Source organism: Hydrogenophaga sp. ANAO-22, from assembly GCF_042466645.1.
Lineage (GTDB): Bacteria > Pseudomonadota > Gammaproteobacteria > Burkholderiales > Burkholderiaceae_C > Hydrogenophaga.
Map to the genome: position 1 here is coordinate 3,837,156 of NZ_CP159956.1, position 13,021 is coordinate 3,850,176.

13 protein-coding genes and 1 pseudogene are annotated in these 13,021 nt (G+C 66.9%); 12 read left to right on the top strand and 2 right to left on the bottom strand.

What is annotated here, in order from left to right; translation table 11 throughout:
• Positions 1–127: 127 nt before the first annotated feature.
• The 4 genes from ABSY19_RS18465 to ABSY19_RS18480 all read left to right on the top strand — a co-directional run bounded on the left by ABSY19_RS18465 (position 128) and on the right by ABSY19_RS18480 (position 3,805).
• Positions 128–1,612 (top strand): acyclic terpene utilization AtuA family protein, encoded by a 1,485-nt coding sequence (locus ABSY19_RS18465; protein WP_382154463.1) that lies wholly within the window; start codon positions 128–130, stop codon positions 1,610–1,612.
• Entirely contained in the window at positions 1,609–1,983 is a 375-nt protein-coding gene (locus ABSY19_RS18470) for a hypothetical protein (protein ID WP_382154466.1), read from the top strand. Before ABSY19_RS18465 ends, ABSY19_RS18470 begins: the two co-directional genes overlap by 4 nt.
• Positions 1,980–2,771, top strand: a complete 792-nt coding sequence (locus ABSY19_RS18475) for a crotonase/enoyl-CoA hydratase family protein (protein ID WP_382154469.1) — start codon at positions 1,980–1,982, stop codon at positions 2,769–2,771. The genes ABSY19_RS18470 and ABSY19_RS18475 overlap by 4 nt, the downstream gene beginning before the upstream one ends.
• 71 nt (positions 2,772–2,842) lie before the next feature.
• The gene (locus ABSY19_RS18480) at positions 2,843–3,805 is read left to right on the top strand and encodes an alpha/beta hydrolase fold domain-containing protein (RefSeq protein ID WP_382154471.1); all 963 of its coding nucleotides are present in this window, start codon (positions 2,843–2,845) and stop codon (positions 3,803–3,805) included.
• 4 nt (positions 3,806–3,809) lie between these two features.
• On the opposite strand, the gene ABSY19_RS18485 is transcribed toward ABSY19_RS18480, so the two are convergent.
• The gene (locus ABSY19_RS18485) at positions 3,810–4,319 is read right to left on the bottom strand and encodes a pyridoxamine 5'-phosphate oxidase family protein (protein WP_382154474.1); all 510 of its coding nucleotides are present in this window, start codon (positions 4,317–4,319) and stop codon (positions 3,810–3,812) included.
• A 129-nt stretch (positions 4,320–4,448) separates the two neighbouring features.
• Between ABSY19_RS18485 and ABSY19_RS18490 the strand changes: the two genes are divergently transcribed.
• Positions 4,449–5,189, top strand: coding sequence for a type 1 glutamine amidotransferase (locus tag ABSY19_RS18490; RefSeq protein WP_382154477.1), 741 nt, complete (start codon positions 4,449–4,451; stop codon positions 5,187–5,189).
• Positions 5,190–5,196: 7 nt separating this feature from the next.
• Here ABSY19_RS18490 and ABSY19_RS18495 read toward each other — a convergent pair whose 3' ends face one another.
• A complete protein-coding gene (locus ABSY19_RS18495) occupies positions 5,197–5,637 on the bottom strand; it encodes an acyl-CoA thioesterase (RefSeq protein WP_382154480.1) in 441 nt (146 codons plus the stop codon).
• A 37-nt stretch (positions 5,638–5,674) separates the two neighbouring features.
• Here ABSY19_RS18495 and ABSY19_RS18500 point away from each other — a divergent pair.
• From ABSY19_RS18500 to ABSY19_RS18530, 7 genes and pseudogenes are all read left to right on the top strand, one after another.
• Positions 5,675–7,521 (top strand): annotated as a pseudogene (locus tag ABSY19_RS18500) (ABCB family ABC transporter ATP-binding protein/permease).
• Positions 7,522–7,589: 68 nt separating this feature from the next.
• Positions 7,590–8,507 (top strand): LysR substrate-binding domain-containing protein, encoded by a 918-nt coding sequence (locus ABSY19_RS18505; RefSeq protein ID WP_291117924.1) that lies wholly within the window; start codon positions 7,590–7,592, stop codon positions 8,505–8,507.
• Positions 8,508–8,786: 279 nt separating this feature from the next.
• Positions 8,787–9,686, top strand: coding sequence for a transporter substrate-binding domain-containing protein (locus ABSY19_RS18510; protein ID WP_382154483.1), 900 nt, complete (start codon positions 8,787–8,789; stop codon positions 9,684–9,686).
• Positions 9,687–9,800: 114 nt separating this feature from the next.
• Positions 9,801–10,556 carry an amino acid ABC transporter permease gene (locus ABSY19_RS18515; protein WP_382154486.1) on the top strand — a complete coding sequence of 252 codons (756 nt, stop codon included), beginning with the start codon at positions 9,801–9,803 and terminating at the stop codon, positions 10,554–10,556.
• Position 10,557: 1 nt separating this feature from the next.
• Positions 10,558–11,229: an amino acid ABC transporter permease gene (locus ABSY19_RS18520; RefSeq protein WP_382154489.1), complete on the top strand. Its 672-nt coding sequence runs from the start codon at positions 10,558–10,560 to the stop codon at positions 11,227–11,229.
• A 24-nt stretch (positions 11,230–11,253) separates the two neighbouring features.
• The gene (locus ABSY19_RS18525; RefSeq protein ID WP_291117914.1) at positions 11,254–11,991 is read left to right on the top strand and encodes an amino acid ABC transporter ATP-binding protein; all 738 of its coding nucleotides are present in this window, start codon (positions 11,254–11,256) and stop codon (positions 11,989–11,991) included.
• Positions 11,992–12,162: 171 nt separating this feature from the next.
• Entirely contained in the window at positions 12,163–12,999 is an 837-nt protein-coding gene (locus tag ABSY19_RS18530) for an amino acid ABC transporter substrate-binding protein (protein ID WP_382163862.1), read from the top strand.
• The last annotated feature ends 22 nt before the right edge of the window (positions 13,000–13,021 follow it).

Below are 13,021 nucleotides of genomic sequence, written 5' to 3' on the forward strand. Positions count from 1 at the left end.
GGCGCTGCAATCTTTGTGGCAGTCTGCCCAGCAGGTGAGCGCAATTTATAGCTGTCTTGCATGAGACTGGCGCTAGGGGTTGTCCCCCATCCTGAGTCGCTCAGGTGCCATGAAGATCAAAACCATCATGAAGTCCATACGAATCGGCGCCGGCCTCGGGTTCTACGGCGACAACTGGGAACCCGTGGCCGCGAGCATCGAACGCGGCGGGGTGCAATTCATCGCCAGCGACCACCTGGCCGAACTCACGCTGGCGATCCTGCAGAAAGACCGCCAGCGCGACCCCTCGCTGGGTTACGCGCGCGACGTGGTGCCCCTGCTGATGAAGCTATGGCCACTGATGCAAGAGCGAGGCGTGCGCTTTGTGTGCAACGCGGGCGGCCTGAACCCGCAGGGCGCCGCGCAGGCGGTGCTGGCGGCCTTCAAGAGCCGCGGCTGGCAGGCCCGCGTGGCCGTGGTGAGCGGCGACGACGTGCTGCCCCGCCTGCTCGACGGCGCCACGCCCGCCAGCGCCTTCGCCCACCTCTTCACCGGCGCGCCGCTGGCCGAGGTGCGCGAGCGCCTGGTGTTCGGCAACGCCTACCTGGGGGCGCAACCCATCGTGGGCGCGCTCGATGCGGGCGCCGACATCGTGATCACCGGGCGCGTGGCCGATGCCGCGCTGTTCCTCGGGCCACTGGTGCACGGCCTGGGCTGGACGCTGGGCGGTGCGACCCAGGCCCACGACCTCGACCGCCTCGCGCAAGGCCTCACCGTGGGCCACCTGCTCGAGTGTTCGGGGCAGGGCAGCGGCGGCAACTTCGGCAGCCAGGGCGCGTGGCAGGCCATTCCCGATCTGGCGCACATCGGCTACCCGATCGCCGAGGTGTGGGAGGACGGCAGCGCGCTCATCACCAAGGCGCCCGGCACCGGCGGGCGGGTCAACTTCGACACCGTGCGCCAGCAGCTGTTGTACGAGGTGCACAACCCCCACGCCTATTTCTCGCCCGACGTGGTGCTCGACATGGGCGACATCCAGTTGCAGGACGAGGGCGGGGACCGCGTTCGGCTGACCGGCGCGCGCGGCACCGCGCCCACCGACACGCTCAAGGTGGTGGCGGGTTTCCGGGATGGTTACAAGGCCGAGGTCACCTGGGGGTTTTCTTGGCCGGACGCCTGGGACAAGGCGCAGGCCGCGCAGGCCACCATCCGCGCACTGCTCAAGGACAAGCGCATCCCGCACGACGAGCTGTATGTGGAGTACCCCGGCCTGAACTCGGCGCACGGCGCGCTCGCGCCCCTGCCCAAACCCGACGCGCTCAACCAGGCCAACGAGATCTGGACGCGCCTGGTGCTGCGCACGCCCGACAAGGCCGCGGCCGATGGTTTCGGCCGCCTGTTCCCCTGGATGGGACTGAGCGGCCCGGCCTACACCTGCGGCTTCACCGGCCTGCACAACACCAGCGAGTTGCTGGGCATCTGGCCCACGCTGATTCCCCGCGCCGAGGTGGAAGCGGGCGCGCGGATGGAGCTGCTGGGGGAAATGAGCCCCCACGCTCCGCCGCTGCGCGGGTCGCTGCCCCCCGAGGGGGCTGTTCCGGCTTGGGGCGGCCCTGCGCCGGACCGCGCATGAGCACGATCCGCATACCCCTGGTGCGAATTGCCCACGCGCGCAGCGGCGACAAGGCCGACTGGGTGGACTTCGGCCTGTTCGCCTGGAACGACGCCGGCTACCGGTTGCTGGCGCGCGAGGTGACGGCCGAGCGCGTGCAGGCCCATTTCGCGCCCTGGCTGCCTGGCGAGGTGGACGCCTGGCCGTTGCCCAACATCCTCGCGCTGAAGTTCGTGCTGCGCGGTGCGCTGCAGGGTGGCGGCGCGCGCAACCTGCGCCTGGACAACCTGGGCAAGGCCATGGCCGGCGCGCTGCTCCGCATGGAGATCGACGTGACACAGGACGAACTGGACGCGGCCTTGAACGCGCCGCGCGTGGGGGTGTGGCCATGAGCGCCGTCACCACCGAAAAGCTGGGCGAGGTGTGGGTGGTCACGCTGGCCCGCCCCGAGGTGCGCAACGCGGTGGACAGCCCCACCGCGCAGGCGCTGCACGCGGCGTTTCTCGCGTTCGAAGACGACGCCGAGGCCCGCGTGGCGGTGTTCCACGGCGCGCACGGCCATTTCTGCGCCGGCTGGGACCTGCAGTACGGCGCCCGCCTGGCCGCCTCGGGCGAGACCGGCGGCCTGGACCTGGACTTCGCCGCCACCGATGCGCGCGCGCTCGGCCCCATGGGCCCGTCGCGGCTGCGGCTCTCCAAACCGGTGATCGCCGCCGTGAGCGGGGCGGCCGTGGCCGGTGGCATGGAGCTCGCGCTCTGGTGCGACCTGCGCGTGATGGAAGACGACGCCTACTTCGGCGTCTACTGCCGGCGCTTCGGCGTGCCGCTGATCGATGGCGGCACGGTGCGCCTGCCGCGCCTGATCGGCATGGGCCATGCGATGGACCTGATCCTCACCGGTCGCAAGGTGGAGGCGGCAGAGGCGCTGCGCATGGGCCTGGCCAACCGTGTGGTGCCGCCCGGGCAGGCGCGCGAGGCCGCCCTGGAACTGGCGCGGCAGCTTGCGGCATTCCCGCAGGCCACGATGCGCGCCGACCGCGAGAGCGCCCAGCGCCAGTGGGACCTGCCCCTGGGCGAGGCGCTGCTGCAGGAATGGCAGCGCGGGCGCGAGCGCATTCCCGATGCGCTGGCCGGTGCGCAGCGTTTCGCGGCCGGGCAGGGGCGGCACGGCAAGTTCTAGCGCCCGCGCTTGCCGGAAGCAGCGCGGCCGACTACGCTTGGCCGACCTTCCGATCTCCTCCAGGAACCGACATGCTGCGCCGTCTGTTGCTCCAGTCCCCCGTGTTGTGCATGGCACCGGCCATCGTGCGCGCCCAGTCGCCCCGCGACGAGTTCGACCTGGGGCCCAGCGGCGTGATGTCGATCCAGGAACTGGAGCGGGAGCCGGTGCACGTGACGCTGGACCAGCCCTATGCCCTGACCACCAACCCGCGCCAGCGGCTGGACCTGTACCTGCCCCGGGAGCGGCACCGGGGCCCGCTGCCCGTCATCGTCTATGTGCACGGTGGCGGCTGGATGCACGGCGACAAGGCCGACGGCGCGGCCCGCCTCATGGATTTCGTGCGCGGCGGTTATTACGCCGGGGTGTCCGTGGGCTACCGCCTCAGTGGCGAAGCGACGTGGCCCGCCCCCCTGCACGACGTGAAGGCTGCCGTGCGCTGGGTGCGCGGCAACGCCGATCGCCTGGGGCTGGACCCGGCGCGCATCGGCGTCTGGGGCCGGGGCGCCGGCGCGCACCTGGCGCTGATGCTCGGCACCACAGCCAACGTGCCGCGCCTGGAAGGCACGCTGGGGGAACACCGCCAGCTCAGCAGCCAGGTCAGGGCCGTGGCCAACTTCTTCGGGCCGACCGACCTGTCCGTGCTGGGGCGCGGCGCGGACACGCCCGAAGGCCGCCTGCTCGGGGGCGCGGTCCGCGACAGGCTGGGGCTGGCGCGCGAGGCCTCACCGGCGGCGCACGCCAGCACCGCCACGCCCCCCGTGCTCACGGTGCATGGCACGCTGGACCGCGTCGTGCCTTTCAGCCAGGCCGCGCGCCTGGACGACGCCCTGCACAAGGCGGGCACCAAGAGCTACCTGGTCACCATCGATGGTGGCGCGCACGGTGACTTCGGCAGCTCGGCGGACGACCGCCTGGGCGCGCTGTTCGACCGCGAACTGCTCGGCATGGACCGCGAGGTGTCGGTGGCGCCGGTGATCTGGGCTCAGCGCTAGGCGTTCAGCGCACCTGCACTTCGACGGATTCGCCGAGTTTGGGCACACCACCCGTGATCACGGCCTTCGTCATGGCCAGCAGCTGCACCAGCTTGTTTTCCTTGACGTCCCAGTAGTGGGCGTGTGTGACGTTGACCACCACCAGCGCCAGATCGGGGTCGTCCGGACCACCGGGAAACCAGGCTTCGGCGGCCTTGTTCCACAGGGCCCGGGCCCTGTCGGGGTCGTTGACCACGCGCGCCGTGCCGGAGACGGAAACATAGGTGTCCTTGTCGGGATCGGCGTAACTCAGGTTGACGGTGGGTTCGGCCATCAGATCGGCCACGGGCCCTCCGTGGCGCGACATGAAAAACCAGAGGCTGCCGCCCTCCAGCCGGTTGTTCTGGGTGGTCATGGGCCGGGCGTGCAGGTGGCCGGCGTGCGCCGCCTGATGGCTGCGCGTGGTGAACATCGCAAACCGGATGTCCTTGATCATGTCCCACAGGTTGTCGAGGGAGGTGTCTTGGTCGCTCATTGTTTTTCCTTTGAATGGTTGCGTTGAACTGGTTGCGCGGCAAACGGCGTGCCCAGGCCTTTCGTGTATGGGGTGCAGGCTCGGCTGTCCCGTGGTACGGTTTGCGGCAAGACTTGCTTCAGGATGGTTATGCCCGCCACCACCGCTGCCACCGCCGACGTCCTGGTCCTTCAGCACCTGTTCGAGGACGGCCCCGGTTTCCTCGGCGAATGGCTCGATGCCCAGGGGCTGCCCTGGCACTTGCGCTGTGCCCAGGCGGGTGAGCCCTACCCCGCGTCCGTTCGGGGCTATCGCGGCTTGGCCGTGCTGGGTGGCGCGTGGAGCGCGAACGACGAGCGCCCCACGTTGCGCCAGGCCGAGGCGCTGATCCGCGAGGCCGATGCGCTGGGCATTCCCGTCATCGGGCACTGCCTGGGTGGCCAGCTGATGGCGCGGGCCTTGGGCGGCCAGGTGGAGCGGCTGCCCCAGCCCGAGATCGGCTGGTGGCCCATCGAGCACCACGGTGGCGCTGCCGCGCGCGACTGGTTCGGCGAGGAGCGCACACCCACCGTGTACCAGTGGCACCAGGATGGTTTCGTGGCGCTGCCGCCGGGCGCGGAGCCGCTGGCATCGTCGGCGGCCTGCGCGCACCAGGCCTTTGCGCTCGGCCCGCACCTGGCCATGCAGTTCCACATCGAGATCACGCCGGACAAGATCGACGCCTGGCTCGAAAGCCCGGGCGAGGCCTACGCGGTGAATGTGCTGCTGCACCGCGACAGCGTGCAGGACCCGGCGGGCATGCACGCCGCCACGAAACGGCACCTGGCGGGCAGCCAGGCGCTGGCCGCGCGCATCTACCGCACCTGGCGGTCGCGCTGGCCTTCGCCCTGAAACGGCCTCAGGCCAGGTGCTCGGGCAGCACCAGGCCGTCGCGCGGGATGGGGCGGGGCCGGCCTTCCAGGTCGATCGCCACGTAGGTCAGGCTGGCCTCGGTCACCTTCACGTACTGGCCCTGGGCCGAGAAACGTTCGGCGAACACCTCCACCTGCACCGTGACCGAGGTGCGGCCCAGGCGCGTGATGTGCGCGAAAAAGCTCAGGATGTCGCCCACGCGCACCGGTTGCTTGAAGATGAACTGGTTCACCGCCACGGTGGCCATGCGGCCGCGCACGTAGCGCGCGGGCAGCACGGCTCCGGCCAGGTCGACCTGCGCCATGACCCAGCCGCCGAAGATGTCGCCGTTGGCGTTGCAGTCCGCGGGCATGGGAATGACCTTGAGCACCAGTTCCCGGTCGGTGGGCAGGGCGGTTTCGGATGGCGGGCTTGAATTGCTGGACATGGGCACAATCTCTGGACAACGGCCCCCATTCTCCTGCATGCGCCCCGACAACCCCGCCCGAACTTCCATCGCCCTGCCTGCCAGTCCCGGCGCCGCTGGCCACCCACCTGCCCAACGCTCCGACTGGGGCACGCTCAAGCGCCTGCTGCCCTACCTGTGGCAGTACAAGGTGCGCGTGGTGCTGGCGCTGGCTTTCATGGTGGCGGCCAAGATGGCCAACGTGGGCGTGCCGCTGCTGCTCAAGGAGCTGGTCGATGCCATGACCATCCGGCCCGGCAGCGTCGAATCGATGCTGGTGGTGCCGTTGGGCCTGTTGCTCGCCTACGGCCTGCTGCGCCTGTCCACCAGCGTGTTCACCGAGCTTCGCGAGCTGGTGTTCGCCAAGGCCACCGAGGGCGCCACGCGCAGCATCGCGCTGCAGGTGTTCGGCCACCTGCACGCCCTGAGCCTGCGCTTCCACCTGGAACGCCAGACCGGGGGCATGACGCGCGACATCGAACGCGGCACGCGCGGCGTGCAGTCGCTCATCTCCTACTCGCTTTACAGCATCTTCCCCACGCTGATCGAGGTGATCATGGTGCTGGCGCTGCTGGGCACCAAGTTCGACATGGGCTATGTATGGATCACCTTGGTGGCGCTGGTGCTGTACGTGACCTTCACCGTGCTCGTGACCGAGTGGCGCACCCAGTTCCGGCGCAAGATGAACGAGCTCGAATCCACCAGCCAGAGCCGCGCCATCGACTCGCTGCTGAACTACGAGACCGTCAAGTACTTCAACAATGAAAGCTTCGAAGGCCGGCGCTACGACGAGGCGCTGGAGAAGCTGCGGCGCGCGCGCATCAAGAGCCAGACCACGCTGTCCATGCTCAATGCGGGGCAGCAACTGGTGATCGCCGTGGCGCTGGTGCTCATGCTCTGGCGCGCCACGCAGGGCGTGGTCAGCGGCGAGCTCACGCTGGGCGATCTGGTCATGGTCAACGCCTTCATGATCCAGCTCTACATTCCGCTGGGTTTCCTGGGCGTGCTCTACCGCGAGATCAAGCAGAGCCTGACCGACCTGGAAAAGATGTTCGCGCTGCTGGAAAAAGAGCGCGAGATCGCAGACGTGCAAGGTGCGCACCCGCTTCAGCTGGACGGCCCCCCGGCGGTGAAATTCGAGAATGTGCGCTTTTCCTACGAGCCGGCGCGCGAAATCCTGCATGGCATCAGCTTCGAGATTCCACCGGGCAAGACGGTGGCCGTGGTCGGGCCCTCGGGTTCGGGCAAGAGCACGCTGGCGCGCCTGCTCTACCGCTTCTACGACGTGAGCAATGCCGATGACGGCGGGCGCATCACCATCGACGGGCAGGACATCAAGGCCGTCACCCAGGCCAGCGTGCGCCAGGCCATCGGCATCGTGCCGCAGGACACGGTGCTGTTCAACGACACCATCGAATACAACATTCTTTATGGCCGCCCCGATGCGGGGCACGAGGCCGCGGTGCGGGCGGCCCAGGCGGCGCACATCCACGCCTTCATCCAGCACCTGTCGCTGGGCTATGCCACCATGGTGGGCGAGCGCGGTCTCAAGCTCTCGGGGGCGAGAAGCAGCGCGTGGCGATCGCGCGCACGCTGTTGAAGAACCCGCCCATCGTGATCTTCGACGAAGCCACCTCGGCCCTGGATTCCGCCAACGAACGCGCGATCCAGGCCGAGCTCAAGAGCGCCGCGCGCAACAAGACCACGCTGGTGATCGCGCACCGCCTCTCCACCGTCGTGGACGCGCACGAAATCCTGGTGCTGGTCAACGGCGAGATCGTGGAGCGGGGCACCCACGCCGAACTGGTCGCCCGGACCGGCGTCTACGCGGGCATGTGGGCGCTGCAGCAAAGCGGCAGCGACTGATGCCGATTTCCCTTCAGGTCGTACCTTTCCGAGGAGCCTTCCGTCTGGCCGTTCCATAATCGCCGTCCATGGAAACCAAATGGCTCGAGGATTTCGTCAGCCTCGCCGAAACCCGCAGCTTCAGCCGTTCGGCGCAGCTGCGCCACGTCACCCAGCCCGCTTTCTCCCGGCGCATCCAGTCGCTGGAAGCCTGGGCGGGCACCGATCTGGTGGATCGCTCCTCGTACCCCACGCGCCTCACCCCCGCGGGCCAGACGCTGTACGACCAGGCGCTGGAGATGCTGCAGGCGCTGCAGAGCACGCGCGCAACGCTGCGCGCCCACACCGCCGCGGCGCAGGACGTGATCGAGTTCGCCGTGCCGCACACGCTGGCCTTCACCTTCTTCCCGTCCTGGCTCTCGGGCTTGCGCGAGACCTGCGGCCCGATCAAGAGCCGGCTGATCGCCATGAACGTGCACGACGCGGTGCTGCGCCTGGTCGAGGGCAGCTGTGACCTGCTGATCGCCTACCAGCACGCTGCCCAGCCGATCCAGCTCGATGCCGGCCGCTATGAAATGCTGCACCTGGGTTCGGAGGTGCTTTCACCCTATGTGCGCCCGGACGCGCAGGGCCTGCCGCAGTACGCCCTGCCAGGGTCGCCCCAGCAGCCGCTGCCTTACCTGGCCTATGCGCCGGGTGCCTACCTCGGCAGGGCGGTGGACCAGATGCTCAAGCAGAGCAGCACGCCGGTGCACCTGGACCGCATCTACGAAACCGACATGGCCGAAGGCCTGAAAGCCATGGCGCTGGAGGGCCATGGCATCGCCTTCCTGCCGGCCAGCGCGGTGCGCAAGGAAGTGCGGGCTCGCAAGCTCGTGTCCGCCGGCGGGTCGCTGGAGACCGCGCTGGACATCCGCATCTACCGCGAGCGGTCTTCCACGCGAAAGGCCAAAGGACCGGTGGAGCAGTTCTGGAACGACCTGCGCAAAAAGCTCGGCAATCCCTGATTCACCCTGTCTCATAGGCGATACAGGTGATCCTTTGCCCAGGCCATTGGGGAAAATCCGTACATGAATGGTTTGCATAATGGCCGCTGCAATCAGCATTGGATGCGAAGGATGCCGCTGGCTACAGTCGCGGGTTCCGCCTGTGACAGGGTGGGAATTCCCGGGTGGAACGGAGCTTGCGTAGGGAGCATCATGCAGATGCCCTCCGCGCGACAACGGCGCTGAGCATCCGGTCTTGATCGCTGGTTCATCATCTTTTCTACAAGCAAGGAGATCCCTATGAAGAAACACCTGCTCGCGCTGGCCGTGACCACACTGGCCGTCGGCAGCGCCTTTGCACAAGCTGGCGACACGCTGGCCAAGATCAAGGCGTCTGGCAGCGTGTCCCTGGGCGTGCGCGAGTCTTCCGGACTGGGCTACACACTGGGCAACGGCAAATACGTCGGCTTCCACACGGAAATGGGCGAAATCATTCTGGCCGACATCCAGAAGCAGCTCGGCCTGGCCAAGCTCAACGTCAACTACCAGCCCGTGACCTCGCAGAACCGCATCCCCCTGGTGCAGAACGGCACCGTGGACCTGGAGTGCGGTTCGACCACGAACAACGCCACGCGCCAGAAGGATGTGTCCTTCGCCGTGACCACCTACGTGGAAGAAGTGCGCATCGCTGTCAAGGCCAACTCCGGCATCAACGGCATCAAGGACCTCAACGGCAAGACCGTGGCCACCACCACCGGCACCACCTCGGTGCAGACCCTGCGCAAGAACGAGCGCGCCGGCGGCATCGACTTCAAGGAAGTCTATGGCAAGGACCACGCCGACAGCTTCCTCGCGCTCGAGGGCGGCCGCGCCGATGCGTTCGTGATGGACGGCTCCATCCTGGCGGCCAACATCTCCAAGTCCAAGAACCCCGCCGACTACAAGATCGTGGGTGAAGTGCTGTCGGTCGAACCGATCGCCTGCATGCTGCGCAAGGACGACCCGGCCTTCAAGAAGGCCGTGGACGACAGCATCAAGCGCCAGATTGCCGATGGTTCGCTGGCCAAGCTGTACGACAAGTGGTTCATGCAGCCGATTCCGCCTGCCAACGTGAAGATCGGCCTGCCCATGTCCGACGCCACCAAGGCGGCCTGGGCCAGCCCGAACGACAAGCCGATGGAAGACTACGCCAAGAAGTAAGCCACGCACTTACCAGACGCCCCTTCAAGTGGACCCATTTGAAGGGGCGTTTTCGTGGCGACCGCGCAAAGCGCGGTGTGATCCGGACAAGCAACAGAGAGAAAAGGGGCTCCTATGAGCTGGGATTGGCAGGTGTTCTGCGAGGACACCATTGAACGGCAGCCGGTGGAAAGCTGCTTTGGCAAGGGGGGAGACATCACCTATCTGGACTGGATGTTGTCAGCCTGGGGTTGGACGGTGTCGGTGTCGCTGCTGGCGCTGCTGCTGGCGCTGGTGCTGGGCATCCTGATCGGTACGCTGCGCACGCTGCCCGATCGACCCATGGTGGTGCGCCTGGGCAATGCCTGGGTGGAACTGTTCCGCAACATCCCGCTGCTGGTGCAGATTTTCCTGTGGTACCACGTGGTGCCCACGATGTTCCCCGTCATGCGAGGCGTCCCTGGCTTCGTGCTGGTGGTCTTTGCCCTGGGCTTCTTCACCTCGGCGCGCATCGCCGAGCAGGTGCGCTCGGGCATCCAGGCCCTGCCGCGCGGCCAGCGCTACGCCGGCATGGCCATGGGTTTCACCACCTTCCAGTACTACCGCTATGTGCTGCTGCCCATGGCGTTTCGCATCATCATCCCGCCGCTGACCAGCGAGACCATGAACATCTTCAAGAACTCCTCGGTGGCGTTCGCGGTGTCGGTCTCGGAGCTGACCATGTTCGCGATGCAGGCGCAGGAAGAGACCTCCCGCGGCGTGGAGGTGTACCTCGCCGTGACCGGCCTCTACATCATCTCGGCCTTCGCGATCAACCGCATCATGGCCTTCATCGAGAAACGCGTGCGCATACCGGGCTTTGTCGTGGCGGGCGGAGCGGGAGGCCACTGACATGAACCTCAACCTCGACCTCTCCTTCTACAACTGGGACCTCATCAGCAACTTCGTGCTGAAGGGCCTGTACTTCAGCGTGATGCTGACCGTCGTGGCCACAGTGGGCGGCATCTTCTTCGGCACCATCCTGGCGCTCATGCGGCTGTCGGGCAAGAAGTGGCTGGACACGCCGGCCACGATCTATGTCAACGGCATGCGCAGCATTCCGCTGGTGATGGTGATCCTGTGGTTCTTCCTGCTGGTGCCGCTGCTGATCGGTCGCCCGATCGGCGCCGAGGTGTCGGCGGTGGTCACCTTCATTGCCTTCGAGGCGGCCTATTTCAGCGAGATCATGCGCGCGGGTATCCAGTCGATTCCGCGTGGCCAGGTGTTCGCCGGCCAGGCGCTGGGCATGAGCTATGGGCAGAACATGAAGCTGGTCGTGCTGCCCCAGGCCTTCCGCAACATGCTGCCGGTGCTGCTCACGCAGACCATCATCCTGTTTCAGGACACCTCGCTCGTCTACGCCATCGGCGCCTACGACATGCTCAAGGGCTTCGAGGTCGCGGGCAAGAACTTCGGCCGCCCGATCGAGGCCTACCTGGCCGCTGCCGTGGTCTATTTCGTCATGTGTTACGCGCTGTCGTGGCTCGTCAAGCGGCTGCACAAGAAAATTGCCATCATTCGTTGATGCCATCGAAACCCAGGAATTGCAATGATTGAACTCAAGAACGTCTCCAAGTGGTATGGCAGCGTCCAGGTGCTGACCGATTGCTCCACCAACATCCAGAAGGGCGAAGTCGTCGTGGTGTGCGGCCCCTCGGGCTCGGGCAAGTCGACCCTCATCAAGACCATCAACGCGCTCGAGCCCTTCCAGAAAGGCGAGATCACGGTCGATGGCATCGCGGTGCACGACCCCAAGACCGATCTGCCCAAGCTGCGCAGCCGCGTCGGCATGGTGTTTCAGCACTTCGAGCTGTTCCCGCACCTGTCGGTGACAGAGAACCTCACGATCGCCCAGATCAAGGTGCTGGGGCGCAACCCCGACGAAGCCAAGAAGCGCGGCCTCAAGATGCTCGATCGTGTGGGCCTGTCGGCGCACAAGGACAAGTTCCCGGGCCAGCTCTCGGGTGGTCAGCAGCAGCGCGTGGCGATCGCGCGAGCCCTGTCGATGGATCCCATCGTGATGCTGTTCGACGAGCCCACCTCGGCGCTCGACCCCGAGATGGTCGGCGAAGTGCTGGACGTGATGATCGGCCTGGCCCACGAAGGCATGACCATGATGTGCGTGACGCACGAAATGGGTTTCGCACGCAAGGTCAGCAACCGCGTGATCTTCATGGACGTGGGCGGCAAGATCCTGGAGGACTGTTCCAAGGACGACTTCTTCGGCAAGCCGGAGGAGCGTCAGCCGCGCACCAAGGACTTCCTCAACAAGATCCTGGCGCACTGAGCCTCGCCGGCACGCCCGCATGTGCCCTTGACATGGGCGGATGCGGGATGGGCATTGGCTTCGCGGTGGGCCTTTCTCTATGCTCTCGGCACTCTTTTAGGGGGTGTCGTTGTGTTCTCGATCCTTACGACCTGCCTGCGCAGGATCCTCATCGCGGCGTGTCTGGCCAGCATGGCCGCCGCCCAGGCCGGCCCGGTGCTGGACCGTGTGGCAAGCGGTGGCGTGCTGGTGCTGGCCCACCGCGAATCCTCCGTGCCGTTCTCTTACCTGGACGGCACGGGCAAACCGGTGGGTTACGCCCTCGACATCTGCCGCCGCCTGGCGCAGGCCGTGCAACGCAAGCTGGGCCTGAGCAAGCTCGATGTGCGTTACCTCGCTGTGACGCCCTCCAACCGCCTGGACGCGGTGGAGCAGGGCCAGGCCCAGATGGAGTGCGGCTCCACCACCAACAATGCCGCGCGCCGCCAGCGGGTGGCCTTCACGATTCCCCACTTCATCACCGGTGCACGCCTCATGGTCCGGCGCGACAGCGTGGTGGATCGGCTGGATCACCCTGATCTCAAGGTGGTGGTGTCCACCCGCAACACGACGCCCCTGGATGCACTGCGCCGCATGGTGCGGGAGCGTGGGCTCCCGCTGCGCGTCGTGGAGGCGGACGACCACGAGCAGGCCGTGGGCATGGTCGAGAAGGGCGAGGCCGACGCCTTTGCCATGGACGACGTGCTGCTGTTCGGTCTGGCCGCTGCACGGCCGGACCCGACCTCCCTCAGGGTCGTGGGCCGGTTCTTCACCACCGAGCCGCTGGCGATCATGCTGCCGCGGAACGACGAGGCGTTCAAGAAGATCGTGGACGACGAGATGCGCCGGCTCATCTACAGCGGTGAAATCCAGGCGATCTACGCGACCTGGTTCACCCAGCCCATCCCGCCCAAGGGCGTGTCGCTGAACCTGCCCGTGAGCTACCTGTTGCGGGATTTCTGGAAATACCCGACCGACAAGGTGCCCTGATCGCCTTTGCAGGTTTGCGACA